The 23,738-nt window shown below is 67.4% G+C and carries 24 protein-coding genes and 1 other RNA gene; 9 read left to right on the top strand and 16 right to left on the bottom strand.

Translation table 11 applies throughout. The features are described 5' to 3' along the window. The first annotated feature begins 45 nt into the window (after positions 1–45). Positions 46–1,311: an SGNH/GDSL hydrolase family protein gene (locus C1931_RS08095; RefSeq protein ID WP_108755950.1), complete on the top strand. Its 1,266-nt coding sequence runs from the start codon at positions 46–48 to the stop codon at positions 1,309–1,311. A gap of 107 nt (positions 1,312–1,418) precedes the next feature. Here C1931_RS08095 and fur read toward each other — a convergent pair whose 3' ends face one another. Beyond that, entirely contained in the window at positions 1,419–1,826 is a 408-nt protein-coding gene (gene fur / locus C1931_RS08090) for a ferric iron uptake transcriptional regulator (protein WP_108749330.1), read from the bottom strand. A 103-nt stretch (positions 1,827–1,929) separates the two neighbouring features. On the opposite strand from fur, the gene bamE reads away from it, so the two are divergent. Beyond that, positions 1,930–2,319: an outer membrane protein assembly factor BamE gene (bamE, locus tag C1931_RS08085; protein WP_108749329.1), complete on the top strand. Its 390-nt coding sequence runs from the start codon at positions 1,930–1,932 to the stop codon at positions 2,317–2,319. Between the two features lie 36 nt (positions 2,320–2,355). Here bamE and C1931_RS08080 read toward each other — a convergent pair whose 3' ends face one another. Both C1931_RS08080 and C1931_RS08075 read right to left on the bottom strand, forming a co-directional pair. After that, positions 2,356–2,613 carry an RnfH family protein gene (locus C1931_RS08080; protein ID WP_108752817.1) on the bottom strand — a complete coding sequence of 86 codons (258 nt, stop codon included), beginning with the start codon at positions 2,611–2,613 and terminating at the stop codon, positions 2,356–2,358. A 3-nt stretch (positions 2,614–2,616) separates the two neighbouring features. Beyond that, complete coding sequence (locus C1931_RS08075) at positions 2,617–3,042, bottom strand: type II toxin-antitoxin system RatA family toxin (RefSeq protein WP_108749327.1); 426 nt, start codon at positions 3,040–3,042, stop codon at positions 2,617–2,619. Between the two features lie 57 nt (positions 3,043–3,099). On the opposite strand from C1931_RS08075, the gene smpB reads away from it, so the two are divergent. Further along, positions 3,100–3,603 carry an SsrA-binding protein SmpB gene (smpB, locus tag C1931_RS08070; RefSeq protein ID WP_065722998.1) on the top strand — a complete coding sequence of 168 codons (504 nt, stop codon included), beginning with the start codon at positions 3,100–3,102 and terminating at the stop codon, positions 3,601–3,603. A gap of 232 nt (positions 3,604–3,835) precedes the next feature. On the opposite strand, the gene C1931_RS08065 is transcribed toward smpB, so the two are convergent. Further along, a complete protein-coding gene (locus C1931_RS08065) occupies positions 3,836–4,408 on the bottom strand; it encodes a hypothetical protein (protein ID WP_108755949.1) in 573 nt (190 codons plus the stop codon). A gap of 228 nt (positions 4,409–4,636) precedes the next feature. On the opposite strand from C1931_RS08065, the gene ssrA reads away from it, so the two are divergent. Both ssrA and C1931_RS08055 read left to right on the top strand, forming a co-directional pair. Beyond that, positions 4,637–4,990, top strand: a transfer-messenger RNA (tmRNA) gene (gene ssrA, locus C1931_RS08060). 163 nt (positions 4,991–5,153) lie between these two features. Then, positions 5,154–5,633 (top strand): hypothetical protein, encoded by a 480-nt coding sequence (locus C1931_RS08055; RefSeq protein ID WP_234412750.1) that lies wholly within the window; start codon positions 5,154–5,156, stop codon positions 5,631–5,633. Between the two features lie 18 nt (positions 5,634–5,651). Here the strand turns inward: C1931_RS08055 and C1931_RS08050 are convergent, their stop codons facing one another. Beyond that, positions 5,652–6,107: a methyltransferase gene (locus C1931_RS08050; protein ID WP_108755948.1), complete on the bottom strand. Its 456-nt coding sequence runs from the start codon at positions 6,105–6,107 to the stop codon at positions 5,652–5,654. A 108-nt stretch (positions 6,108–6,215) separates the two neighbouring features. On the opposite strand from C1931_RS08050, the gene C1931_RS08045 reads away from it, so the two are divergent. Beyond that, positions 6,216–8,246, top strand: coding sequence for an alpha/beta fold hydrolase (locus tag C1931_RS08045; RefSeq protein WP_108755947.1), 2,031 nt, complete (start codon positions 6,216–6,218; stop codon positions 8,244–8,246). Between the two features lie 98 nt (positions 8,247–8,344). Next, positions 8,345–9,199 carry an endonuclease/exonuclease/phosphatase family protein gene (locus C1931_RS08040; protein WP_108755946.1) on the top strand — a complete coding sequence of 285 codons (855 nt, stop codon included), beginning with the start codon at positions 8,345–8,347 and terminating at the stop codon, positions 9,197–9,199. A 16-nt stretch (positions 9,200–9,215) separates the two neighbouring features. On the opposite strand, the gene C1931_RS08035 is transcribed toward C1931_RS08040, so the two are convergent. The 7 genes from C1931_RS08035 to C1931_RS08005 all read right to left on the bottom strand — a co-directional run bounded on the left by C1931_RS08035 (position 9,216) and on the right by C1931_RS08005 (position 17,444). After that, positions 9,216–9,479, bottom strand: a complete 264-nt coding sequence (locus C1931_RS08035) for a hypothetical protein (protein ID WP_108749314.1) — start codon at positions 9,477–9,479, stop codon at positions 9,216–9,218. 163 nt (positions 9,480–9,642) lie between these two features. Then, entirely contained in the window at positions 9,643–11,058 is a 1,416-nt protein-coding gene (locus tag C1931_RS08030; protein WP_108755945.1) for an efflux transporter outer membrane subunit, read from the bottom strand. Further along, on the bottom strand, positions 11,052–11,789 hold the full coding sequence (locus tag C1931_RS08025) for an SDR family oxidoreductase (protein WP_108755944.1): 738 nt from the start codon (positions 11,787–11,789) through the stop codon (positions 11,052–11,054). Before C1931_RS08025 ends, C1931_RS08030 begins: the two co-directional genes overlap by 7 nt. A 66-nt stretch (positions 11,790–11,855) precedes the next feature. Then, positions 11,856–15,026, bottom strand: coding sequence for a multidrug efflux RND transporter permease subunit (locus tag C1931_RS08020; protein WP_108752810.1), 3,171 nt, complete (start codon positions 15,024–15,026; stop codon positions 11,856–11,858). 112 nt (positions 15,027–15,138) lie between these two features. Further along, entirely contained in the window at positions 15,139–16,362 is a 1,224-nt protein-coding gene (locus tag C1931_RS08015; RefSeq protein ID WP_199913916.1) for an efflux RND transporter periplasmic adaptor subunit, read from the bottom strand. Between the two features lie 87 nt (positions 16,363–16,449). After that, positions 16,450–17,220 carry an SDR family NAD(P)-dependent oxidoreductase gene (locus tag C1931_RS08010; protein WP_108749309.1) on the bottom strand — a complete coding sequence of 257 codons (771 nt, stop codon included), beginning with the start codon at positions 17,218–17,220 and terminating at the stop codon, positions 16,450–16,452. Further along, positions 17,217–17,444 (bottom strand): hypothetical protein, encoded by a 228-nt coding sequence (locus tag C1931_RS08005; protein WP_108755942.1) that lies wholly within the window; start codon positions 17,442–17,444, stop codon positions 17,217–17,219. The genes C1931_RS08010 and C1931_RS08005 overlap by 4 nt, the downstream gene beginning before the upstream one ends. Before the next feature lie 146 nt (positions 17,445–17,590). On the opposite strand from C1931_RS08005, the gene C1931_RS08000 reads away from it, so the two are divergent. Next, a complete protein-coding gene (locus tag C1931_RS08000; RefSeq protein WP_108749308.1) occupies positions 17,591–18,619 on the top strand; it encodes a LysR family transcriptional regulator in 1,029 nt (342 codons plus the stop codon). Positions 18,620–18,799: 180 nt separating this feature from the next. Here the strand turns inward: C1931_RS08000 and C1931_RS07995 are convergent, their stop codons facing one another. Further along, positions 18,800–19,495, bottom strand: a complete 696-nt coding sequence (locus tag C1931_RS07995; RefSeq protein ID WP_108749307.1) for an OmpA family protein — start codon at positions 19,493–19,495, stop codon at positions 18,800–18,802. Positions 19,496–19,634: 139 nt separating this feature from the next. Beyond that, positions 19,635–21,050 carry a deoxyribodipyrimidine photo-lyase gene (locus C1931_RS07990; protein ID WP_199913915.1) on the bottom strand — a complete coding sequence of 472 codons (1,416 nt, stop codon included), beginning with the start codon at positions 21,048–21,050 and terminating at the stop codon, positions 19,635–19,637. Between the two features lie 105 nt (positions 21,051–21,155). Here C1931_RS07990 and C1931_RS07985 point away from each other — a divergent pair, with 105 nt between their 5' ends. Beyond that, the gene (locus C1931_RS07985; RefSeq protein ID WP_108755940.1) at positions 21,156–21,740 is read left to right on the top strand and encodes a hypothetical protein; all 585 of its coding nucleotides are present in this window, start codon (positions 21,156–21,158) and stop codon (positions 21,738–21,740) included. Between the two features lie 19 nt (positions 21,741–21,759). Here C1931_RS07985 and C1931_RS07980 read toward each other — a convergent pair whose 3' ends face one another. Continuing rightward, the gene (locus tag C1931_RS07980) at positions 21,760–22,374 is read right to left on the bottom strand and encodes an inorganic diphosphatase (protein ID WP_108755939.1); all 615 of its coding nucleotides are present in this window, start codon (positions 22,372–22,374) and stop codon (positions 21,760–21,762) included. Between the two features lie 10 nt (positions 22,375–22,384). After that, the gene (locus C1931_RS07975; RefSeq protein WP_234412883.1) at positions 22,385–23,734 is read right to left on the bottom strand and encodes a metallophosphoesterase family protein; all 1,350 of its coding nucleotides are present in this window, start codon (positions 23,732–23,734) and stop codon (positions 22,385–22,387) included. Between the last annotated feature and the right edge of the window lie 4 nt (positions 23,735–23,738).

Genomic DNA, 23,738 nt, shown 5'->3' with positions numbered 1-23,738 from the left:
GTGGCGCAACGGCCACGCTGGCTGCCCCTTCCGAGGACGCCCGCCATGCACCGCTACCTGCTTGCCGCCGCCGCCCTGCTGTCGCTTTCCGCCCACGCGGGCCCCGCCCAGCCCCATTGGGTGGCCAGTTGGCAGGCCAGCCCGCAGCCGGTCTGGGGCGAGGACTTCCTGTTCCCCACCCTCATTCCGGCCAGCCTGCACGACCAGACCTTCCGCCAGACACTGCGCCTGAGCCTGGGCGGCAGCGCACTGCGGGTGCGCCTGAGCAATGCCCACGGCCGCCAGCCGCTGCGGATCGACCGGGCCAGCGTGGCCAGCCAGCCCGGTGCGACGCCGTTGCCGCTGGCCTTCGATGGGCAACCCGACGTCGTGATCGGCCCCGGCCAGGACCGGTTGAGCGACCCGCTGCCACTGACCACCGCCGATCAGCAGGCACTGCAGGTGAGCGTGTACGTAGCTGGACCGACGCCGCTGCAGACCTTCCACTGGGACGGCCGGCAGACCAGCTGGATCACCCCCGGTGACCAGAGTCTGGCCAGCGCCCTGCACGGCGCCAGCACCACCACCGCGCGCCTGTTCGTCAGCGGCATCGAGGTCGCGGCCCCGTCCGCGGCACGCAGCGTGGTGGTGATCGGCGATTCGATCACCGACGGGGCCACCGCCAGCCTGGACGCCGACCAGCGCTGGACCGACCATCTGGCCGCGCGCCTGGCGCCGCACGGGGTGGCCGTGGTCAATGCGGGAATCTCCGGGGGGCGCCTGCTGCGTGATGGCATGGGTCTGTCCGCCCTCGCCCGCTTCCAGCGCGATGTGCTGGACCTGCCCGGCACCGCCAGCGTGATCGTGCTGATCGGCATCAACGACATCAGTTGGCCGGGCACCGCGTTCGCCCGTGACCAGCCCCGGCCGACGCTGGCCGAGCTGCAGGCCGGCTACCGCGCCCTGGCGCGACGGGCCCATGCGCGCGGCGTGCGCATCGTCGGCGCCACCCTGCCGCCATTTGCCGGCGCGCTGCCGGGCACCCCGCTGCAGGACTACTACCAGCCGGAAAAGGACGCCCTGCGCCAGCAGCTGAACGCCTGGCTGCGCACCGACAGCCCGTTCGATGTGGTGATCGACCTGGATGCCGCCCTGCGCGACCCGGCGCAACCGTCACGGATGGCCGCAGCCTACGATTCGGGCGACCACCTGCACCCCGGCGATGCCGGCAACCGGGCCATGGCCGAGGCGGTGGATCTGGGCGTTCTGACAGGTCCATCCACGCATGGGGGGACGGGGGTCAGAGCCCTTTCCTGGCGGAAAGGGATCTGACCCCGGGGTCGACAGGTCCATCCACGCATGGCGTGGATCTACTGTAAGCAACGAAAAACCCCGGGCCAGGCCCGGGGTCTTCGCACATCTCAGCAGGCGGGAAACCGTTACTTGCGCTTCTTGCGCACGTACAGCACCAGCGAATGCTCTTCCAGCTCGTAGCCATGCTCGGCCGCGATCTTGCGCTGCAGCTCTTCGATTTCGTGGCTTTCGAACTCGATGATCTTGCCGCTGTCCACATCGACCATGTGGTCGTGGTGGCCGCCGCGATCCAGCTCGTAGACGGCCTGGCCGCCTTCGAAGTTGTGCTTCAGTACCAGGCCGGCGGCCTCGAACTGGGTCAGCACCCGGTACACCGTGGCCAGGCCGATCTCGTCGCCGTGCTCCAGCAGCTGGCGGTAGATGTCTTCGGCGGTCATGTGGTGCTGGGCATTGCGCTGCTCGAGCAGCGCCAGGATCCGCATCCGCGGATGGGTCACCTTCAGGCCGACTTTGCGCAGGTCGTGGGTTTCCATAGGTCTCCGTTCATTGGCGATTTAGCGCCAGCTGCCTCGGATTGGGTCGCGGTGGCACGCCGGGAGTGTATCATCGGTTCGATTTCCCCAAACGCCCTTTCCGATGCGCAATCTCCTGCTGGTCGCCACCATCGCTCTGTCCACCACCGGGTGCGGCATCATCTACAAGCAACCGATCTACCAGGGCAACCTGATCCGCGAGGACGCCGTTGCCAAGCTGCAGGTCGGCCAGAGCAAGCAGCAGGTGAATGCGCTGCTGGGCACGCCCTCGGTGCCCGATCCCTTCCATGCCCAGCGCTGGGACTACACCTCCAGCGAGCGCGTGAACCGCCTCGGCCGTACCGAAGTGAAGAACTTCACCGTGTACTTCGAAAACGACGTGGTCACCCGTTGGGAAGGCGATTACTTCCCGGCCAACGACAAGGCCCTGGCCCAGCAGACCGTGCGCCAGTTCGGCCGCAACCTGCCGAAGGACAAGAAGAAGGGCCGCTGAGCCCCGCTTGGCCGCGCCGCCTGGCGGTGGCGCGGTTCAGTCGCCGCGTGCGCGCTTGCGCCGGTTGTCCTTGGGGTCGGCCAGCAGCGGGCGCAGCAGTTCCACCCGGTCGCCGTCGTGCAGCACCTGCTGCGGACGGGCCAGCACGCCATGCACGGCCAGCGCCGGGCAGTCGGCACTGCCTTCCAGCGCGGCGGCAGCGACCGCATCGGCCACGGTGGCGCCCTCTTCCAGCTGCAGCCGGCGCGCCAGCACGCGCTGCGGCCAGGCCAGCACCACCTCGACCTCGATCATCGCTCAGCCCTCGTCGGCCACGCGCACGAAATCGTTGACCATGCGATCGGCCAGCCCCTGGAAGCCGATGGCCAGCGCCGGCCCCAGCAGGCGTGAGCTGGGCTCGAATTCCAGGGTCAGGGTCACCTTGCAGGCATCCTCGGCCAGGGCATGGAACTCCCAGCGGCCGTGCAGCTGCTTGAACGGGCCGTCGCGCAGCTGCATATCAATGCTGTGCGGGCGCTGCAGGGTGTTTTCGGTCTGGAACCAGGTGCTGAACGAGCCCAGGCCCAGGTCCAGGCGGGCCACCAGCCGGTCCTCGCCCTGTTCCAGGATGCGGGCATCGGAACACCAGCGGAAGCGGCGCGGATAGGCCTGCACGTCGTTGACGAGATCGAACATGCGGGCGGAGGAATGTTCGACCAGGGCGCTGCGGCGGATAGTAGGCATAAAGAAGGAACGTCTCGGCAATCGACCGGGCGGGCCCGAATCGGAGACAATACGGAAATGAGCAAGAACAGCGGCAAGGATAAAGCAAAGAACGCGACGGCCAACAAGACCATCGCGTTGAACAAGCGTGCCCGCCACGAGTACCACATCGAAGAGCGCTTCGAGGCGGGCCTGGCCCTGCAGGGCTGGGAGGTGAAGTCGATCCGCGCCGGGCGCGGCAACATCATCGACGCCTACGCGTACGTGAAGCAGGGCGAGATCTTCCTGATCGGCGCGCAGATCACCCCGTTGATCCAGGCCTCCACCCACGTGGTGGCCAACGACCGCCGCGAGCGCAAGCTGCTGCTGCACCGGAGCGAGATCGACAAGCTGGTCGGCAAGGTCGAGCGCGATGGCTACACGATCGTGCCCACCGCCATGTACTGGAGCAAGAACAAGATCAAGCTGGAAGTGGCGCTGGCCAAGGGCAAGCAGACCCACGACAAGCGCGATGCCGCCAAGGACCGCGACTGGGCCATCGAAAAGCAGCGCGTGATGCGCCGCGGCAACCGCGACGCGTAAAGCACCACCCCGCACCGGTAGAGCCGAGCCATGCTCGGCTGCCCTGCTTGGTAGAGTCGAGCTTGCTCGACTGCTGTTGCCTCGCGTCGTAGAGTCGAGCTTGCTCGACTGCTGTTGCCTGGCTTCGTAGAGTCGAGCTTGCTCGACTGTGGCGGACCGATCAGTCGAGCAAGCTCGACTCTACCCAGGGCGTGGAGCAGTCGAGCAAGCTCGACTCTACCCCCCGCCCCGGTCAACCGGCCAGCATGCCCCGCCCGCCCAGGCGCGGCGCCAGCGCCGCATGCATCACCGCCAGGTGCATCACCACCGCCAGTTCCGGCGCATGGCGGTCATCGCCGGCGCGCCACTGCTGGGCCAGGCGCGCCGCGTCGGCCGGCAGCAGCGACATCAGCTGCGCATCGTCCAGGGCATCGGCCGCACCCTGCAGCTGCCGCGCGGTCTGCCGCGACTGCCACACATGCACGCCCATGCTCAGGCTGGCCAGCGACATCAGGGTCAGCGCCAGCCCGTGTTCGAACCATTGCGCCAGCACGTCCGGCCCCCACAGCAGGGCCGCCAGCACGGCCAGCGCCGGCAACCGCCAGCCCAGCCAGTGCGTGCGCCCGCGCTGCGGCCAATGCACCACCACCGCACTGGCCACCAGCGCCGCCGCGGCCGTGGCCGGCAACTCACTCAGCCAGGTGGCCGCCAGCAGCATCGCCATGACCGCCCACACCCAGGCCGGCGGCACCGCCCGGCGCTGATAGTCGGCGCCTACCGGCCCGACCAGTTGTCGCAGGCTGCGCTGTTGCTTGGCTTCGGTCACCCACTGTCTCCGTGTCGATCCTGGCTCGGATGGTCGCTGCCAGTGTGTCGCAATTTCGTGCCCGGGAAGTTAGCAATCCGCTATGACAAAGGCTCTACAACCTGTTGCGGATTGAAAAACCGGCAAAGGTGACGGTTCAGCAATTTTGCCGTAGCATTACGGGCGTTGGGCAGGCCTGTGCCGTGGCAACACGGAATCGGCCTTGTACCTTGCAGCACTGTAGAAACCGGGGGTGCATTGGTTTCGACGGGGGTTGTGAAGTCGCCTGGCGCATGCCGAGGGGGTAGCTTTCCTCGTAAATCCAGCTGCAAAACTCTAGTTGCCAACGACGACAACTACGCTCTGGCCGCTTAAGGCCTAAGCCTCGAAACCGCTTGTGTCCATGCTCGCGGTGTAGAGTCACTATCATGGAATCGCGCTGGGCGGCTGCCTGTCAGTCCGGCACTAGAACACAACAGGCTGGTCCCCGGGTGCGCTTTGCACACCGTGCTGCTCGGGGGCGAGATCCAACGGTGAGCTAAGCATGTAGTGCTGGGGATGGAGTGCCTTCGGACGGCGGTTCAATTCCGCCCACCTCCACCATCTGTATGGCCTGTCGAGGCCGCAAGAAGCCGGATCTCCTAGCAAGGGGTTCCGGCTTTTTTGTTTCCGCGTCCCTCCCCGCGGTGACAGCCCACCCGCACCTGCCGCACACTGCAGAACCAACGGCCACACGCCCTGCCCGGCCACCCCAGAAGGATCTGCAATGAACCTCCACCTGCCCGCCCTGCTGCTCGCCCTGGCCACTGTCGCCACCACCACCACAGCCACCGCCGCGCCCGCCGCCAAGCCCACCGCCGCCCTGGAAACCCTGCTGGCCTGCCGGCCCGGTTCCGATTTCACCCACGCCCAGGCCGAACAGGCGCTGCGCGCAGCGGGGCTGACCCCGGTGCCGGGCGGCGTGTTCCAGCCCAAGGGCGGCAAGGTGGCGCTGCTGGGCGGCAGCGTGACCAGTGCCGATGTCAGCGTGATTGCCGGCGGGCAGAAGAGCATCCACGTGTACCTGCAGGGCATCACCGCCGCGCAGGTTGGCCGCAGCCTGTCGGTCACCACGGTGAACGATGATGCCGACACCGAAGCGCCGTCCTACATCCGCAAGGTCGATGCACGCCACACCCAGCACGTGGGCGCGGCCGACGATTACGAGGGCTATTCGGCCGCGGTCAGCTGCCAGATCTCCCCGTAACCCTGCGCGGCACGGCGCCTACATCCAGCGCCGCACCTGGCTGCGGAATGCCGCGTAGCGGGCACCAAAGCGCGCGGCCAGCGCGCGCTCTTCCGGCACGATCTGCAGGCGGGTGATCCACGCCACGAACAACGGCACCACCAGCAGCGCCAGCGCGTTGCGCAGCAGCAGCATCGCGCCCAGCAGCACCAGCGCCTGGCCCAGGTACATGGGGTTGCGGCTGTAGCGATAGATGCCGCTGGTCACCAGCACCGTGGTCGACGCCGGCCGCAGGGGATTCACCGTGGTGCGCACGCGGCCGAAGGTCCACTTCGGCAGCAGGTTCAACAGCAGGCCCAGCACGCCGATGGAAACCGCTGCCCAGGCCGGCACAGGCAGTGGCCACCCGGGCAGCAGGCCGTCCAGCGCCCACCCCGCCAGGCCGCACAGCAGCATGACCAGCGGGGGCGGAATGCGGGTTTCCAGCAGGTGCATCGGCTTCCCCAGGCGTCAGCGCAAGGCCCGCAGTGTCACACACGCCGCCACTTTCTTCCGCGTTGACGCCGCTCCGGCTAGAGTGGCGCCACTGCGCAGGAGGACCGCATGGCATTACCGGGTTTCACCGTCGTTCGCCACATGGCGCTGGCCGCCACCGCCCTGCTGCTGCTGAGCGGCTGCGCCACGCTGCGCCAGTTCGGCCCGTCGGTGCAGGTGGGCACGGTCACCCCGGGCCAGTACATCGCGCTGAAGCGCGGTGACATCCTGACCAGCGGCAAGCTGAGTGCGGCCACGTGGGAAACCCTGCGCGTGGCCGGGCTGGATGAAACCGCGTGTGCCAAGCCGGGATCGGCCTGCATCGAGGCGATGGAAGCCAGCATCGTGGTGCGCGAGGAGGACAAGCGTTCCAGCCTGGCCGAGCTGTGGCTGCAGTATGCGATGAGCCTGCCCGCGCCCAAGCGCGAATCCCCGGCCGCGGCACGTGCGGCGACGCCGACGCAGCCGCTGGCCCCGCTCGATGCCGGCTTCCAGCCACGCCTGGATGCATGGATGCAGGTGGCCCGCCAGGCCTACGCGTATCTGTTCTTCACCGAGCGCACCGCCAACCAGCGCGGCTTCGAAGACCGCCAGACCCAGGTGCGCGATTACTACAACCTGGCCGTGCAGGAAGCCTCGGTGATGCTGTTCGAGGTGTATTCGCGCGGCGACGCCGGCAGCGACCGTTCGCGCCTGCAGGTGGGGCCGTGGACCTTCGTGCTGGCCCCCGATGCCGACGGTGCTACCCAGGACGGCCGGCAACTGGTCGAGCTGGTGCCGGCCGCGTCGATGTCCTTCACTGGCACCCTGCGCAGCGTGCACCGCCGCGATGGCTTCGGTGCGGAGCTGGTGGCGGTGATGGCCGACCCCAGCGAGCAGCCTGCTGCGGCGCCGGCGCCAGCGCCGGGCAGCCCGCAGGCTGCTGCCGCCACCGTGCGCGACTGGAGCGAGATGCCCTCGCCGTCGATGACGGTGCTGCTACGCTTTGCCGGCGCCAACCTGTGGGAAGTGCTGCACGACAACGCGCCTACGCTGGAAATCCACGACCCCTACCAGGTGTCCGAAGTACAGCTGCACGGCGAACAGGTGCCGCTGGCGGCCAACTTCACCGCCGGCTATGCGCTGTGGCTGGCGCGGTCCAATTTCAGCCGGCAGTCGTTGCGCTCGCTGTTCGGTGGCAAGGGCGGCATCGAGCGCCCGCATCTGTTCATGATGCAGCCGTTCGACCCGGACCGGCGCGTGCTGCTGATGATCCACGGCCTGGCCAGCAGCCCGGAAGCGTGGGTGAACGTGGCCAACGAACTGATGCGCGACGAAGAGATCCGTCGCGACTTCCAGATCTGGCAGTTCTATTACCCCACCAACATGCCGATCGCGCTCAGCCATGATGCGATCCGCCACACGCTGGACGATGTGCTGGCGCACTTCGATCCGGCCGGCAAGGATGTGGCTTCGCACGACATGGTGGTGGTCGCGCACAGCATGGGCGGGGTGATCTCGCGGCTGTTGGTTTCCTCGTCTGGCGACCATCTGGTGCAGACCCTGCTGGACACTGCGCAGATGTCGCCGGTGCAGCGCGAGCTGCTGCGCACGCGCGGCGCACCGCTGCTGAACTTCCAGCCGGAACCGGAAATCTCGCGGGTGGTGTTCATCGCCACCCCGCACCGTGGCACCGATGTGGCCGGCACGCGCCTGGGCCGATGGATCGGCAAGTTCGTGCGCCTGCCGTTGACCGTGCTGGAAGACGTGGCCAGCCTGGCCAACGACGGCCAGATCGAACGCAACGATGACAAGCACGGTTACCGCATGAACAGCATCCAGAACCTGGACAAGGACGATGCGTTCATCAAGGCGGTGGCCGACCTGCCGATGGCGCCGAAGGTGCGCTACCACTCCATCATTGCCCGCTCCAGCGCGCAGGGCCCGCTGCAGGACAGCAGCGATGGCCTGGTGCCCTACTGGAGCTCGCACCTGCCGCATGCGCAGTCTGAAAAGGTGATCGTGTCCGGCCACAGCGTGCAGGAAGCGACACCGGCCATCGTCGAGCTGCGGCGCATCCTGCACGAGGACATGCAGGCGCACGACGCCCCACGCGACTGAGGCCCCTGCCGGCCGCCAGCGGCCACACCCGGCATATCCGCGGGGTGCCATCCGTGCGATCCTCTGGAATCGTTTTCATGGAATGGAGGGATTCCACGATGTTGCAGCACGTCCGCCGCACCGCGCTCTGCGCGCTGTTGGCCCTGGCCCTGCCGGCCGCCGCCTGGGCTGCCAGCCCGGCCCCCCTGAAAGTGATGTCGTTCAATGTGCGCACGCCGGCCGATACCGAGCCGGGCAAGCGCTGGCCGGACCGCCGCGATGCAATGGTCAAGGTCATCCTGGAGGCCCACCCGGCGGTGATCGGCACCCAGGAACTGGTGCCGGAACAGGCCAGCTACCTGGCCGAGCATCTGCCGGGCTACCGCTGGTTCGGCAAGGGCCGCCGCGGCGGCGACGGCGACGAGCACATGGGCGTGTTCTACGACAGCAAGGTGCTGGCGATCGAGCAGTCCGGCGACTTCTGGCTGTCGGACACCCCGGACGTGGCGGGCAGCATCACCTGGGGCAACCTGTACCCGCGCATGGTCACCTGGGCGCTGTTCCGCCGCCTGGACGACGGCCGCCGCTTCTACTTCATGGACACCCACCTGCCCTACCGCGACGAGGATGAGCCGCGCCGGCAGAAGGGCGCCGAGCTGATCGCCCAGCGCGTGGCCGGCCTGCCGGCGGATCTGCCGGTGGTGCTGACCGGCGACTTCAACAGCGAACCGGGCAGCGGCACCTACCAGACCTTCACCCGCGTGCTGCAGGACACCCGCACCCAGGTGGCCGCACCGAAGGGGCCGCGCAAGACCTTCCATGATTTCACCGGCACGGCCACCACGCAGCTGGACTGGGTGCTGGTGCGCGGCTTCCACGCCCGCAGCTTCACCACCGACGACCGCCGCATCGGCGGCGTGCTGCCGTCGGACCACTTCCCGCTGGTGGTGGAACTGGACTGGCCGACACCCTGACCGATACGCCCCCTGCTCACGGCGGGGGGCGCTTGTCCAGCAGACGGAACAGGGCCTGGTGCTGGTCGCGCGCCTGGAAGATGCGTGCGGCCACCGCCAGGAACAGGGCCACGCAGATCAGGCCGACGCCGAGCATGGAATCGGGCAGGCGCATGAAACCCACGGCGCCGGTCAGCGCGGCCAGCACCATCAGCACCACCACCGCCACCGACAGCCCTGCCCCAGGCAGGCCGGGATCGCCAAACAGCATCCGCTGGGTGGATCGCTTCTCGTCACGCATCGCCGGTCCTTGCTGGGGGGTGTCCCACTAGGTACACCGCGCAGGCAGATTCCGGCAGAGTCAGAAACGACATGGCACCGACAGGCGTTGCCGCCAGCCCGTGCAGTGCGCGGGCATCACGCCGCCAGCCACGCTGGATACGACGTGATGCCCTCGCCTGCTGTCAGCGGCTGGCCACCGCCGGCTGCGGCGCCTGGCCCCAACCGCCAAGTGCCTTGTAGACACCGACCACACTGACATTCACTTCCGCCTCGGCCGCAGCCAGGGCATCGTCGGCGGCCAACTGGGTGCGCTGCGCATCCAGCAGGGTCAGGAAGTCTTCCGAACCTTCGCGGAAGCGGATCTGCGCCAGCGATTCGGCACGTCGTGCCGCCTTCGCCTGCTCGACCACGATGGCCAGACGCGCCTGCTGCTTGGAATAGCGGGTCAGCGCGTTTTCGGTGTCTTCCAGGGCCAGCAGCACGGCCTGTTCGTACTGCGCCGCCACGCCTTCGGCTTCGGCCTTGCTGGCACGCAGGCGCGCCTTTACCGTGCCGAAGTCGAACGCGGCCCAGCTGATCGACGGGGTGAGCGACCACGCCTTGTTGTTGCCGTTGACCAGGCCGCTGGCATCGCCGCCGAGGAAACCAACGAAGCCGGACAGCGACAGGCGCGGGAACAGATCGGCGGTGGCCACGCCTACCCGCGCGGTGGCAGCGGCCAGACGGCGTTCGGCCATGCGCACGTCGGCACGCTGGCGCAGCAGCTCGCGGGTATCGCCCAGCGGCAGCGCCTTGGCGAATGCCGGCACGTCATGCGGGGCCAGCATCGCGGTCAGCACTTCCGGGCGCTGGCCCAGCAGCACGGCCAGACGGTTGCGCGACTGTGCTTCGGCTACTTCCAGCAGCGGAATGTCAGCCTCGATCGCCTTCAGGCGCGCGCGGCTGCTCTGCACGTCCAGTTCACTGCCAGCGCCCAGTTCCCAGCGCGCTTCGGTCAGCTTCTGCGTATCGCGCAGGTTTTCCAGCGTGTGCTGGGCCACCGCGATGCGCTTCTGGGTGCCACGCAGTTCGAAGTAGTTGCGCGCCACTTCGGCCGCCACCAGCACCTGCGCGTCGGCCAGGTTGGCCTGCTCGGCACCCAGGTCGGCACGTGCGGCTTCGGCGGCGCGGCGCTTGCGGCCGAACAGATCCAGTTCCCAGCCGGCATCGAAGCCGAGCTGGTAGCTTTCGCTGAACACCCGCTCGCCACCCTGTTGTGCATCGGGCTGCTTGCGGCGGTCGTAGCTGCCACCGGCGGTGACATGCGGGGCCTGGTCGAAGCGGCTTTCCACGAACACTGCGCGAGCCTGGCTGACGCGGGCCACGGCCACGCGCAGGTCCAGGTTGTCCGACAGGGCGCCGTGCACCAGCTCTTCCAGCACCGGATCGTCGAACTGCGCCCACCAGCTGGCCACTGGCGCGGCCGTGCTGAACACCGTCTGCTGCGCGCTCTGCAGGGCTACCGGTTCCTGCACCGGTGCCTTGTAGTTGGGGCCGACGGTCACGCAGCCGGCCAGCACCAGGCTGGACACGGCGGCGGCCAAGGTACGGATCACCACGGCAGCACCTCGCCCAGGTAGGTGAAGCTGCCGCTGGCGCCGGCTTCGCCGATCAGCGCCATTTCCACGCTGGAACGGGCGCCTTCGCTGATTTCGATTTCGCCGTTGCCACCGTTCATGTCGGTCTTCACGTAACCGGGGTGCACGGTGTTGACCTTGATCGGCGTGTTGCGCAGCTCGTAGGCCAGGGCCAGGGTCCAGCTGTTCACCGCCGCCTTGGAGGCGTTGTAGGCGGGAATCTTGAAATCGTAGATGCCCGAGTTCGGGTCGGCATGCAGGGTCTGCGAGCCGAGCATGCTGGACACGTTGACGATGCGGCCCGACTTGGCCTGCTTGACCAGCGGCAGGAAGGCCTGGGTAACGGCCACCAGCGCATATACGTTGGTGTCGAAGGTGCGGCGCCAGGTATCGAGCGACTGCTCGGACGGTGCCTGCGCCGGGTTTTCGATCATGATGCCGGCGTTGTTCACCAGGATGTCCAGGCGACCGTGGCGCTGGCGCACCTGTTCGGCGGCTTCGGCAATGCTGGCCGCATCGGTCACGTCCAACTGGATGGCTTCCACCGGCAGGCCTTCGGACTGCAGCTGCAACGCCTGTTCCACCGCCGTTTCGCGCTTGCGACCGGCCAGCAGCGTGTGCACGCCGGCCTGCGCCAGCTGGCGCACGGTTTCCAGGCCGATGCCGCGGGTGGCACCGGTAACCAGGGCAATCTTGTTCTGATGGGTGTTCATGGGGTCATGCCTCGATAGGGGAAAGCGGGCGCCGGCACCGGGCCGGCGCAACCGCTGTTTTCCAGGTCAGTGATGGATGGTCGGTTCGCCGTGCTGCACCAGCTGGCCACCGCCGTTGCGGGTGACGAACTTGCGCAGGGCGACGTAGAACACGGGGGTCAGGAACAGGCCGAACAGGGTCACGCCCAGCATGCCGGCGAACACGGTGATGCCGGTAACCGAGCGTACCTCGGCACCTGCGCCATGCGACAGCACCAGCGGCACGGTGCCGGCGATGAAGGCGATGGAGGTCATCACGATCGGGCGCAGGCGCAGGCGGCAGGCTTCCAGGGCGGCCTCGACGATGCCCTTGCCGCCCATTTCCAGCTCGCGGGCGAACTCGACGATCAGGATCGCGTTCTTGCACGCCAGGCCCATCAGCACCACCAGGCCCACCTGCACGAACACGTTGTTGTCACCGCCGGTCAGCCACACGCCGAACAGGGCCGACAGCAGGGTCATCGGTACGATCAGGATCACCGCCAGCGGTAGCGACCAGCTTTCGTACAGCGCAGCCAGCACCAGGAAGGCCAGCATGATCGCCACCGGGAAGACGATGAAGGCCGCCTTGCCCTGGGTCGCCTGCTGGTAGCTCAGGTCGGTCCATTCGGTGGTCATGCCCACCGGCAGCACCTTGCCGGCGATCTCGGTCAGCTTGTTCATGGCTTCGGCCGAGGACAGCACGCGCGGGTCGGCTTCACCGGCCAGGTCGGCGGCCGGGTAGCCGTTGAAGCGCAGCACCGGGTCCGGGCCGTAGGTCTGCTTCACAGTAACCATCGAACCGATCGGCACCATCTCGCCACGGTCGTTGCGGGTACGCAGCTTGCCGATGTCTTCCACGCTTTCACGGAACGGACCATCGGCCTGGGCGATCACCTGCCAGGTACGGCCGAACTGGTTGAAGTCGTTCACGTAGGCCGAGCCCAGGTAGGTCTGCAGGGTGTCGAACAGCTCGGTGAGCTGCACGCCCTGCGCCTTGGCCTTCACCCGGTCCACTTCCGCATCCAGCTGCGGCACGTTGGCCTGGTAGCTGGTGATCGGGAACGCCATGCCCGGGGTCTGTGCCACTGCACCCTGCATCGACTGCACCGCATTCTGCAGGGCGCCATAGCCCAGGTTGCCGCGGTCTTCGATGAACATCTGGTAGCCGTTGCCGTTGCCCAGGCCGAGGATCGGCGGCGGCATCATCGAGAACGCGAAGCCTTCCTGCAGGCCGGCGATTTTCTGGTTGATCTCGGCATTGATCTGCGCGGCGGTACGGCCGTGGCGCTCGTTGAACGGCTTGAGCGGGATGAAGGCCACGCCGGTGTTGGGCGTGTTGGTGAACTGCAGCGCGTTCAGACCCGGGAACGAGATGGTGTGGGCCACGCCATCGGTTTCCTGGGCGATCTTGGCGACCTTGCGCAGCATTTCATCGGTACGCGCGATCGACGAGCCTTCCGGCAGCTTCACACCGGCAATCAGGTACAGCTTGTCCTGGGTGGGAATGAAGCCGGGCGGGACCAGCTTGAAGATCACGCCGGTACCCACCAGCAGGATCGCGTAGACCACGAACACCGCACCGCGACGGCCGAGGATCTTCGAAACGCCACGCTCGTACTTTTCCGAGCTGGACTTGAAGAAGCGGTTGAACGGACGGAACACCCAGCCGAACAGACGGTCGATCAGGCGGCTCGGCGCATCCTTGGGCGCACCGTGCGGCTTCAGCAGGCGCGCGGCCAGCGCCGGCGACAGGGTGAGCGAGTTGATGGCCGAGATGACCGTGGAGATGGCGATGGTGACGGCGAACTGCTTGTAGAACTGGCCGGTGACACCGGACAGGAAGGCCATCGGCACGAACACCGCGCACAGCACCAGGGCGATGGCGATGATCGGCCCGGACACTTCGCGCATGGCCTGGTGCGCCGCCGCGGTGGGCGACAGGCCTTCTTCGATGTTGCGTTCAACGTTTTCCACGACCACGATCGCATCGTCCACCACGATGCCGATCGCCAGCACCAGGCCGAACAGGCTGAGCGTGTTGATCGAGAAGCCCAGCAGGTACAGCGCAGCGAACGTGCCCACCACCGACACTGGCACGGCGATCAGCGGAATGATCGACGCGCGCCAGGTCTGCAGGAACAGGATCACCACCAGCACCACCAGGGCGATGGCTTCCAGCAGCGTGGACACCACGGCCTTGATCGAATCGCGCACGAAGATGGTGGTGTCATACACCGCTTCGTACTTCACGTCGGCCGGGAACGTCTTCTGCATCTCGTCCATGGTGCCGATCACAGCATCACGGATTTCCAGCGCGTTGGCGCCGGGCGACTGGAAGATGCCGATGCCCACCGCGTTCTTGCCATCCAGCTGCGAACGCAGGGTGTAATCGCCGGCGCCCAGTTCCAGGCGGGCCACATCGGACAGGCGCACGATTTCGCCATCGGTGCCGCTCTTGAGCACGATGTCGCCGAATTCCTGCTCGCTCTTCAGTCGGCCCTGCGCGTTGATCAGGGTCAGGAACTGGCTGTTGGGCAGCGGTTCGGCACCGAGCTGGCCGGCCGAGACCTGCACGTTCTGTTCGCGCATGGCGGCCACCACGTCGCTGGCGGTCAGGCCGCGCGCGGCCACTTTGTCAGGGTCCAGCCAGGCGCGCATGGCGTAGTCACCGCCACCGAAGATCTGCGCATCACCCACGCCCTGGATGCGCGCCAGCGCGTCCTTCACGTGCAGGCGTGCGTAGTTGCGCAGGTACAGCGTGTCGTACTTGCCATTGGGCGAGGTCAGGTGCACCACCATCAGGAAGGTGGGCGACTGCTTCTGCGTGGTCACGCCCTGCCGGCGCACGTCTTCGGGCAGGCGCGCCTGCGCCTGGGCCACGCGGTTCTGCACCTTCACCGCCGCTTCGTCCGGATCGGTGCCCGGGCGGAAGGTGATGGTCATCTGCAGCACGCCGTCCGAACCGGCCACCGACTTGAGGTACATCATGCCCTCGACGCCGTTGATCGCTTCTTCCAGCGGGGTGGCCACGGTTTCAGCAATGACCTTGGGGTTGGCGCCCGGGTAGACCGTGCGCACGACCACCGAGGGCGGCACCACTTCGGGGTACTCGCCGATCGGCAGGATGGGGATCGAGATCAGGCCAGCGGCGAAGATCACGATCGACAGCACCGCCGCGAAGATCGGCCTGTCGATGAAGAAACGGGAAAAGTCCATGGAGGAATTCCTGGGAAATGCCACCGACGGGCAACAGCCACCCTGCCCCTCGTCGAAATGACGAAGGCAGGGAAGGCTGCCGCAGGCGCCGGCAGCTAGAGGGAAACGCGGATCAGTGCTTCAGTGCGGCGGTCGCATCGCGGCCCGGTGCGGGGGCCGGCTGCGGCTGCATCGCCACCGCCTTGGCCTGCACCGGCATGCCCGGCATGAAGACCTTCTGCACGCCGTCGATGATCACCTTGTCACCGGCAGCCAGACCGTCTTCGACGATGCGCAGGCCTTCGGCGGTACGGCCCAGGCGGACATCGCGACGCTGCGCCTTGCCCTCCTTGTCGACCACGTACACGTACTTGCGGTCCTGGTCGGTCAGCACCGCCTTGTCATCGATCAGGCGGGCTTCGAACTGGCCGCTGCCCAGCAGCTGCACGCGAGCGAACAGGCCGGGGGTGAACTGGCGGTCGGCATTGTCCAGCAGCGCACGCACGCGGATGGTGCCGGTGCTGCGGGTGACCTGGTTGTCGAGGAAGTCGACCTTGCCGGTGTGCGGGTAGCCGTCTTCGCCGGACAGGCCGACCTTCACCGGCAGTTCGCTGTCACGCTCGCTCGGGCGCTGGCCGTTGCGGGCCATCTGGGTGTAACGCAGGAAGGTGCTTTCGTCGGCATCGAAGTAGACGAACACCGTGTCCAGCGACACCAGCGTGGTCAGTACGCTGGCGCTGTCGCCGGCGGTCACCAGGTTGCCGGCAGTGACCATCGCGCGGCCGGCACGGCCATCGATGGGCGCACGGACCTTGGTGAACTCCAGGTTCAGGCGCGCCGCATCCAGCGCGGCCTGCGCGGCCTGCACGGCAGCGCCGGACTGGTCCGCAGCAGCACGACGCTGTTCAGCAGTTTCGGTGGAAATGGCCTGCTGTTCGGACAGACGCTTGGCGCGCTCGGATTCGCTGCGTGCCAGGCTGGCCTGGGTGCGGGCACGGGCCAGTTCAGCGGCGGCGCGATCGTACTCCGCCTGGTAGCTGCGCGCGTCGATGGTGAACAGGACGGCGCCCTTCTTCACTTCTTCGCCTTCGACATAGTTGACCTTGTCGATGTAGCCGGACACGCGCGGACGCAGCTCGACGCTCTGCACGGCTTCAACGCGGCCGCTGAATTCGTCCCACTGGCTGACCTGCTTGACCAGTACCGGCGCGGCGCTGACCTGCGGCGGCGGCGGTGCACCGGCCTCTTCGGCATGACCGCCACTGCAGGCGGCCAGCACCGCCGCAGCAAGGATGGAGACACCGGCCATCGCCAGGCGATGACCGATACGGTGTGGAGGGGTGTTGGGGGAAGTCATGGCATGCATCCGTACGGAAGGGGTGGTGGTTCGGTGACGTGTTCGTTTTTCTGGCGGCGTAGCCTGCGACCTCAACGATGGTTGAGGTCAAGCAACGCCTGCGGTGTCGCGCCACAGCGGTGGCAGGTCAAGGTTCAACAGCCCGCGCGGCAGTTCGGCATCACTGCTGTCGCAGCGGACGATGGCGCGGTTGTCGCGGCAGCCATCGAGCAGGGACACCACGCGGCGGCCGACCAGCAGCGAGCTGGGCCATTCGATGCAGGCGTTGGCCGCATTGCTGGGGGTACAGACCGGATTGCCGACCTCCAGCATCTGCGCGCGCACGCCCATCGCCTGCGCTTCCTGGTGCACCACCTGCGCGTACATGCGCAGCGCTGCGGTGGTGATCGAGGTTTCGCCGTAGCCGGCCCATGGCTTGGCACCGGCCGGACTGCCGATAAGCACATAGCGGCGCGCGTGCGGGTTGTCCTGCAGCAACGGCAGCAGATGGCGCGCGGCGTGCACGTGCGGCATCAGGTCAGCCTGCAGCGCGCCCAGCAGCGCGTCGCCGCTGCGCGCGGTGACCCGGCCACGGTTGTACGGGCCGCCCATGGCCGCCACCACGGCGGCCAGCGGCCGCGGGCGCTGCGCCACGCGCTCGGCCACGGTGCGCGCCGACGCATCGTCGCTGAGCGAGCCGAGCATCGTCTGCAGGCCTGGCTCATCGGCGAACTGTTCGCGCAATGCTGCCAGGCGGCCGGGATCGCGGCCGACCACCAGCACCGGGCTGCCGGCCTCCAGCAGCGCACCGACCACGCCCTGGCCGACCGCGCCGGTGCCGCCGAGGACCAGGACCTCGGGGGTCAGAATCCCATTCACGGGACATTTCCTCCCAAATCCGGGATAGTCCCAATTCGACGCAGGCGATCACCCTGGCGCGGGGCCAGGCGGATGGCACCGCCACGCTGCTGACGCAGGGGCGCGGTAAACTCCCGGAAATCCTTGTGCACCAAGGAACTCGGGCGGACTTCCACGGTCATTGCCTGGTCCAGGGTGTCCTGGCCGGCAAGCCGGAAGCGGGCAAGAATGTTGCGCAGGCTCATGGCGGACGGGCTCCAATCAACGAATGGCGCCACGATAGACCTCAAACCTTTACTTGATTAGTCCGGATTAAGGGGAATAATCATCCCGTCTCCGGTCCAATCGTTCTGTCACGATATCCCCGTCCCCGGCGTCCAGGATCCCGATCATGTCCCACGATCTCAATGAAACCCTGATCTTCGTCAAGGTGGTCGAGCAAGGCAGCTTCATCGCTGCCGCCAAGTCGCTCGGCCTGCCCAAGACCACCGTCAGCCGCAAGGTGCAGGAACTGGAAACGCGCCTGGGCGCGCGCCTGCTGCACCGGACCACGCGCCGGCTCGGCCTGACCGAAGCCGGTTCGATCTACCACGAGCATTGCCAGCGCATCGCGCGTGAACTGGAAGAAGCCGAGAGCGCGGTCAGCCAGTTGCAGTCGGGCCCGCGCGGCTGGCTGCGCTTCACCGTGCCCTACTCGATCGGCATCACCTGGATCGCACCGCTGCTGGGCCAGTTCCATGCGCAGTACCCGGAAATCCGCCTGGACATGCACATGGGCAACGAGAAGCTGGACCTGATTGCAGGCGAAGCCGACCTGGCCCTGCGCGTGGGTGCCCTGCCCGATTCCAACCTGGTGGCACGCAAGCTGGGCAGCCTGCGCACCCAGGTGTTCGCCAGCCCGGCCTACATTGAACGCTACGGCGAGCCGCTGCACCCGGAAGAGCTGCAGTTCCACCGCATCCTGGCGATGCGCAAGCCGCACCACACCGGCAATTCGCCGCGCTTCACCTGGCAGCTGGGCGAGAACGGCGGCGAGCTGCGTGACTTCCCGGTCACCCCGCTGATGACCGCCAACGACATGTCGGCGCTCAATGGTGCGCTGGTGTGCGGCGAAGGCCTGCTGCTGACCGGCGATGTGATGGCCAAGCCCTTCGTTGAATCGGGCATGGTGCGCCGCGTGCTGGCCGGCTGGACCGGCCCGGAAGTGGACTTCAACGCGGTGTTCGCCGGCGGCCGCCTGGTGTCGCCGAAGGTACGCGCCTTCGTCGATTTCCTGGTGGAAAAGCTCAACTTCGATGCCAACTACATGCTGGCCCAGTGCCCGGCCGCGAAGCTGGCACAACGGCAGCAGGAGAAGGAAGACGCCGCGCTGGAAAGCAGCGGCAAGCGGATTCTGGAGAAGGTGACGGCTGCGGCGTGACCGGTGGTCGTCATCCACGCATGGCGTGGATCTACTCCGGCTCCTGGTAGGTGCCGACCTTGGTCGGCACGCTTTCAAGCAGTCGAGCGTGCCGAGCAACGCTCGGCACCTACAAAGAATGCCGCCTGCTAGGGCGGCATTTTTGTTCCGGCTTCGCCGGAACAGCAGTAACGCTGCGCGTTACTGCTTCAACGGAATCACGCGGATTTCCACGCGGCGGTTCTGCGCGCGGCCGGCGTCGGTGCTGTTGTCGGCAATCGGGTAGGCCTTGCCGGCACCCAGAGTTTCGATACGCACCTGCTGCACGCCCTGGCCCACCAGGTACTGCGCCACCGAATCGGCACGCTCCTTCGACAGGCGGTTGTTCACCGCATCGCTGCCGATGCTGTCAGTGTGGCCGACCACTTCGATCATGGTCTGGTTGTACTCGTTCAGCGTGCTGGCAACACCGTTGAGCGAGCTGTAGAACTGCGGCTTCAGCGCCGACTTGCCGAAATCGAAGGTGATGCCATCGGGCAGGTTCAGGGTGATGTTGTCGCCCTGGCGCTGCACGTCGATGCCGGTGTTGGCGGTGCGCTCACGCAGCGCGCGTTCCTGGCGGTCCTGGTAGTTGCCGATGGCCGCGCCGCTGAGCGCGCCGATGCCTGCGCCGATCAAGGCATGCTGGCGGCGTTCGGTGGCGCTGTTGCCGGTCAGCAGGCCGGCCGCCACACCCACGGCGGTGCCGATCAGCGCGCCACGACCGGTGCGGTTCTGCTGCTCGGTCGGATTGCCGTACTGATCGCTCTGCACGTAGGAGCCGCCGGTGGCGCACGCACTCAGCGCGGCGGCAGTCATCAGGGCCAGTGCGACGTTGCGGGTGGTGTTGCGGATCATGGGTGGTCTCCTTGGATGCCGGCCGATGCGGCGTGCGAACGCTCAGGAGGATATACACGCCGGCGCGATGCCGGGATGATGAATGTGAAGGCCGGACGTGCTGCATTCAGCTTTCTGACCCGGCCTTCATCCAGCCTCTTTACGCCCCGCCCGTGCTTCGGTAGGCGGCCAGCGCGGCATCGCGGCCGGCCGCCAGGTCGACCAGCGGCGTGCGCGGGTAGCCGGGCGCTTTCTCGGCCAGCAGCTGTGGGTGCTGCCACGGGGCGAAGCGCGCCTTCACCGGCAGCGCCGCCAGTTCCGGTACCCAGCGGCTGATGTAGCGCGCCTGCGGATCGAATTTCTCGGCCTGGGTCACCGGGTTGAATACGCGGAAGTACGGCGCCGCATCGGCACCGGTGCCGGCCACCCATTGCCAGCCCATCGTGTTGTTGGCCAGGTCCGCATCGACCAGGGTGTCCCAGAACCAGCGTGCGCCGTGCAGCCAATGCGCGCGCAGGTGCTTGCACAGATAGCTGGCCACGATCATGCGCACGCGGTTGTGCATGTAGCCGGTGTGCCAGAGTTCGCGCAGACCGGCATCGACGATCGGCACACCGGTGTTGCCACGCTGCCAGTCGTGCAGCTGCGCGGCGCTGGGATTGGCCCACGGAAAGCGATCGAAACGCGGATTGAGATTGTCGGTGGGCGTTTTCGGGAAGTGGTGCAGCAGGTGGTAGGCGAAGTCGCGCCAGCCCAGCTGGCGCAGGTAGCCGTCGATATCGGCGTCGGTGCCGGCGCTGCGCAGGGCTTCCAGCGCGTGGGCGATGCGCCACGGTGCGATCTCACCGAAATGCAGGTGCGGCGACATGCGCGAGGTGCCTACGCGATCAGGCTGGTCACGCTGCTCGCGGTAGCCACGCAACGCACCGTCTTCGAACACCGACAGCGCTTCCAGCGCACCGGCTTCGCCCGGCTGCCAGTGCTCCCAGAAGCCGCTGTCCCAGTCCAGCGTGGGCGCCAGCTGCAGCGCGTCCAGCGCAAGGCCGTGTACCGCGTGCGCCGGCAGTCGCTGCGGCGCGGCCTGCAGTGCCGGCAGGCGCCAGTGGCTGAGCACGTTGCGCCAGTATGGGGTGAACACCTTGTACGGCTGCCCCTGCTGGGTGGCGATATCCCACGGTTCGAACAACAGGCTGCCATTGCAGCTCTGCGCATCGATGCCCTGCTCGCGCAGCGTTCGCTTGATGGTGGCATCGCGCGGCTGGGTGGCCGGCTCGTACTTGCGGTTCCAGTACACCGCTTCGGCGCCGGTCTGCTCGATCAGCGCCTGCAGTTCGGCCAGGCTGTCGCCAGCGCGCAACACCAGCGCGGAGCCACGTGCACGCAGATCGGCATCCAGCGCCGCCAGCGAACGGTGGCGCCAGGCATCGGATGCGGCACCCGGCATCCACTCGCCCTCTTCCTGCGGCGCATGGATGTAGACCGGCACCACGTCATGCCCGGCATCGCGTGCGGCCTGCAGGGCCGGATTGTCCTGCAGCCGCAGATCGCGGCGGAACCATACCAACGCTACCGACACGTGCATCGCCTTCGTTCTGAGTGCCGCACATGATAGCCAGCGACAGTGAAGGCCGTGCGCGCGGCGCGGTCTGCTAGGCTGGCCCGCCCGCCAGTGGAACGTTGCATGCAGGATCTACGTGACCGGTTCGCCGCGTTCGGCCCGTTGCAGGCGCAGGATGAAAACGATTGGCAGGGACCGTTCCCGCTGCCGCCGGTCGTGGCCCGCTTCTACGCGCAGGTGGGGCCCCTGGGCCGCGAGATCAATGCCAAGGTCGGCCATGCCGGCATCACCATTCCCGGGCTTGAGGTCTGGATTCCGCCCTTGCAGCGCCTGTGGAGCCACCAGGCCGGTTATCGCTGGCATGGCATCAGCGGCGAGCCGTTCGAGGACTGGCCTTCGAACTGGCTGGTGATTGCCGACCTTGGCGCCGACCCCTTCATCCTGGACATGGACGATGGCCGCATTCTGTTTGCCCAGCATGGGCGCGGGCACTGGGACGCCGGTGTGTTCCTGGATGACCTGCAGACCCTGATGGCCGCGCTGGCCGCCGTCGGTGCGGTGTATCTGCAAGCCGGCGATGATCTCTACAACGATGACGACGAGGGCGGCATCCGCGCCGAGCACCAGGAGACAGCCGTGCAGGCGGTGGCCCAGGTGCTGGGCGACCGCCTGCAGGCCGAGTCGTTCATCGAGACGCTGCAGGGGTGAATCCACGCATGGCGTGGATCTATTTTTCGAAACGCTGCATCGCCTCGCTGATCACCGCCCGGGCCTCGGCCGCGTTGCCCCAGCCATTGAGCTGCACCGGATTGCGCCCGGCTGGCAGGTCCTTGTAGACACGGAAAAAGGCTTCGATGCGCTGCCGCTCGATCTCGGGCAGATCGGCCAGGTCGCGGATATTGGCGTAGCTGGGGTCCACCTTGTCGGTGGGCACGCCGATCACCTTCTCGTCGTGCTCACCGTTGTCGATCATCTTCAGGTAGCCGATCGGACGGAAGCGCACGATCACGCCAGGATGCAGCGGCTCGCGGGTCAGCACCAGGGCGTCCAGCGGGTCGTTGTCACCGGCCAGGGTGCGCGGCATCGAGCCATAGTTGGCCGGATAGGCCACCGGCATCGACTGGAACCGGTCCACATGGACCAGCCCGTCTTCCTTGATCTCGTACTTGGTGAAGCTGCCGGCGGGGATCTCCACCGCCAGGTTCACTTCCTGCGGGGCCTGCTTGGGCTGCGCGGCCAGGAACGGGTGCAGTACGGCTTCGGCAGCGGTGGCAGCCCCTGCCACCAGCAGCACGGCCGCGGCGAGGGCGGCCACCGGCACGAAACGTCGGGAGGTGATCATCGTTGGTTCCTCATTCCCAGCAGCGGTCGGCGCGACCCTTGGCAGTCTGCGCACGCGGGCATGCACGCGGGGTGATGCGCCCCTGCTGCAGCTCCACCTTCTGCGTGCTGCCATCGGCAGCGCGGCGCAGTTCGAAGGCGTCGTACAGACGGCCGGTAACCGTGCGGGCTTCGTAACGCAGCTTCTGCGGATCGATGCGCAGCACCTGGAACAGCTGGGTGTCTTCGGCCACCGGGTCCATGGTCTGTTTCGCCTCGTCCGACAGCCGGTACTGCTTCGGCCCGGCCACGGTCACCACGTACTGCGGCGTAGCCGCCTGGCCTTCGCCACGACGGCCGTAGGTGTGGTCGTGGCCCTGCAGCACCAGATCCACCTTGTGGCGACGGATCACCGGCTGCAGTACCTGCTGCAGCGCGGCGTTCTGGCGGCCTTCGCGCGGCGAATAGAACGGCTGGTGCAGCAGCACGATCGTCCAGGCACGCGGGTTGCTGCTCAGCACGGTGTCCAGCCACTGCGCCTGCGCCTGCGCGGTGCCCAGGTCGAGCGCCGAGGTGCCATCGAGCACCACCACGCGCACGTCCTGCACGTCGAACCAGTAGGTACTGGTATCGGCCGCTGCCACACCGTTGCCCGGCAGCGCGAAGGTGACCGGCCAGTGGCGGCCGAGCACGCGGCGTTCCTGCGGCGTGTCTTCGAATTCCTCGAAGTATTCGTGGTTGCCGATGGCCGGCGCCACCAGCGTTTCCTGCGCCAGCCAGCCGGTGGCGGCGAACCATTCGCCCCACTCGCTATCGTCGGCGCCGTCGCCACCGCTGACCAGGTCGCCGGCGAACAGGCTGACCCGCGCATCGGGCGCGGCCTTCTGCGCGGCCCGTACCGCGCGGCTGACATGGCTCAGGTTCTTGTTCTGGGTATCACCGAAGTACAGCAGGGTCAGCGGCTGTCCCGCTGCACCTGCGGTGCGCAGCTGGTTCCAGGCACTCCAGCCGCCATTGCCCTGCACGCGATAGACATACAGCGTATCCGGCTGCAGCCCTTCCACCTGCACGCGGTGGTGGTGGGACAGGCCGTTTTCGGTCTGCAGCGTCTGCGTGCTCGCACGCAGCTGGCGCACGCCCTCGATGGCCGGCGAATCGCCAGCCACGGCCACTTCCAGCAGCGGCGCCTGCACGCTGCCGTCGGTACGCCAGGCCACCGCGAACGCGTGCGCCGGATCGGCCGAGGGCGAGGCCACGATGCGGTCCGGCAGCGGCGTGGCCGCGTAATGGCGGCTGCCCTGCGGAACCTGGGTATTGGGCTCAGCTGCCGCGCCCGCCAGCAGCGGTGCGGCCAGCAACAGGGCGACAGTCAGTGCGCGCATGCAA

Source organism: Stenotrophomonas sp. YAU14A_MKIMI4_1, from assembly GCF_003086855.1.
Taxonomy (GTDB): Bacteria; Pseudomonadota; Gammaproteobacteria; order Xanthomonadales; family Xanthomonadaceae; genus Stenotrophomonas.
Note: the sequence above shows the minus strand (reverse complement) of the source record. Positions and strands in the feature narration are given on the sequence as shown.

What these genes read in the sequence shown, in the direction of transcription:
- C1931_RS07975 (WP_234412883.1), bottom strand. Translation starts at nt 23,734, where the DNA reads ATGCGCGCACTGACTGTCGCCCTGTTGCTGGCCGCACCGCTGCTGGCG.
- bamE (WP_108749329.1), top strand. Translation starts at nt 1,930, where the DNA reads ATGCGCAATCTCCTGCTGGTCGCCACCATCGCTCTGTCCACCACCGGG.
- C1931_RS08015 (WP_199913916.1), bottom strand. Translation starts at nt 16,362, where the DNA reads ATGACTTCCCCCAACACCCCTCCACACCGTATCGGTCATCGCCTGGCG.
- C1931_RS07980 (WP_108755939.1), bottom strand. Translation starts at nt 22,374, where the DNA reads ATGATCACCTCCCGACGTTTCGTGCCGGTGGCCGCCCTCGCCGCGGCC.
- C1931_RS08020 (WP_108752810.1), bottom strand. Translation starts at nt 15,026, where the DNA reads ATGGACTTTTCCCGTTTCTTCATCGACAGGCCGATCTTCGCGGCGGTG.
- C1931_RS08055 (WP_234412750.1), top strand. Translation starts at nt 5,154, where the DNA reads ATGAACCTCCACCTGCCCGCCCTGCTGCTCGCCCTGGCCACTGTCGCC.
- C1931_RS08080 (WP_108752817.1), bottom strand. Translation starts at nt 2,613, where the DNA reads ATGATCGAGGTCGAGGTGGTGCTGGCCTGGCCGCAGCGCGTGCTGGCG.
- C1931_RS08000 (WP_108749308.1), top strand. Translation starts at nt 17,591, where the DNA reads ATGTCCCACGATCTCAATGAAACCCTGATCTTCGTCAAGGTGGTCGAG.
- C1931_RS08045 (WP_108755947.1), top strand. Translation starts at nt 6,216, where the DNA reads ATGGCATTACCGGGTTTCACCGTCGTTCGCCACATGGCGCTGGCCGCC.
- C1931_RS08075 (WP_108749327.1), bottom strand. Translation starts at nt 3,042, where the DNA reads ATGCCTACTATCCGCCGCAGCGCCCTGGTCGAACATTCCTCCGCCCGC.
- C1931_RS08005 (WP_108755942.1), bottom strand. Translation starts at nt 17,444, where the DNA reads ATGAGCCTGCGCAACATTCTTGCCCGCTTCCGGCTTGCCGGCCAGGAC.
- C1931_RS07995 (WP_108749307.1), bottom strand. Translation starts at nt 19,495, where the DNA reads ATGATCCGCAACACCACCCGCAACGTCGCACTGGCCCTGATGACTGCC.
- C1931_RS07985 (WP_108755940.1), top strand. Translation starts at nt 21,156, where the DNA reads ATGCAGGATCTACGTGACCGGTTCGCCGCGTTCGGCCCGTTGCAGGCG.
- C1931_RS08095 (WP_108755950.1), top strand. Translation starts at nt 46, where the DNA reads ATGCACCGCTACCTGCTTGCCGCCGCCGCCCTGCTGTCGCTTTCCGCC.
- C1931_RS08025 (WP_108755944.1), bottom strand. Translation starts at nt 11,789, where the DNA reads ATGAACACCCATCAGAACAAGATTGCCCTGGTTACCGGTGCCACCCGC.
- smpB (WP_065722998.1), top strand. Translation starts at nt 3,100, where the DNA reads ATGAGCAAGAACAGCGGCAAGGATAAAGCAAAGAACGCGACGGCCAAC.
- C1931_RS08050 (WP_108755948.1), bottom strand. Translation starts at nt 6,107, where the DNA reads ATGCACCTGCTGGAAACCCGCATTCCGCCCCCGCTGGTCATGCTGCTG.
- fur (WP_108749330.1), bottom strand. Translation starts at nt 1,826, where the DNA reads ATGGAAACCCACGACCTGCGCAAAGTCGGCCTGAAGGTGACCCATCCG.
- C1931_RS08035 (WP_108749314.1), bottom strand. Translation starts at nt 9,479, where the DNA reads ATGCGTGACGAGAAGCGATCCACCCAGCGGATGCTGTTTGGCGATCCC.
- C1931_RS08040 (WP_108755946.1), top strand. Translation starts at nt 8,345, where the DNA reads ATGTTGCAGCACGTCCGCCGCACCGCGCTCTGCGCGCTGTTGGCCCTG.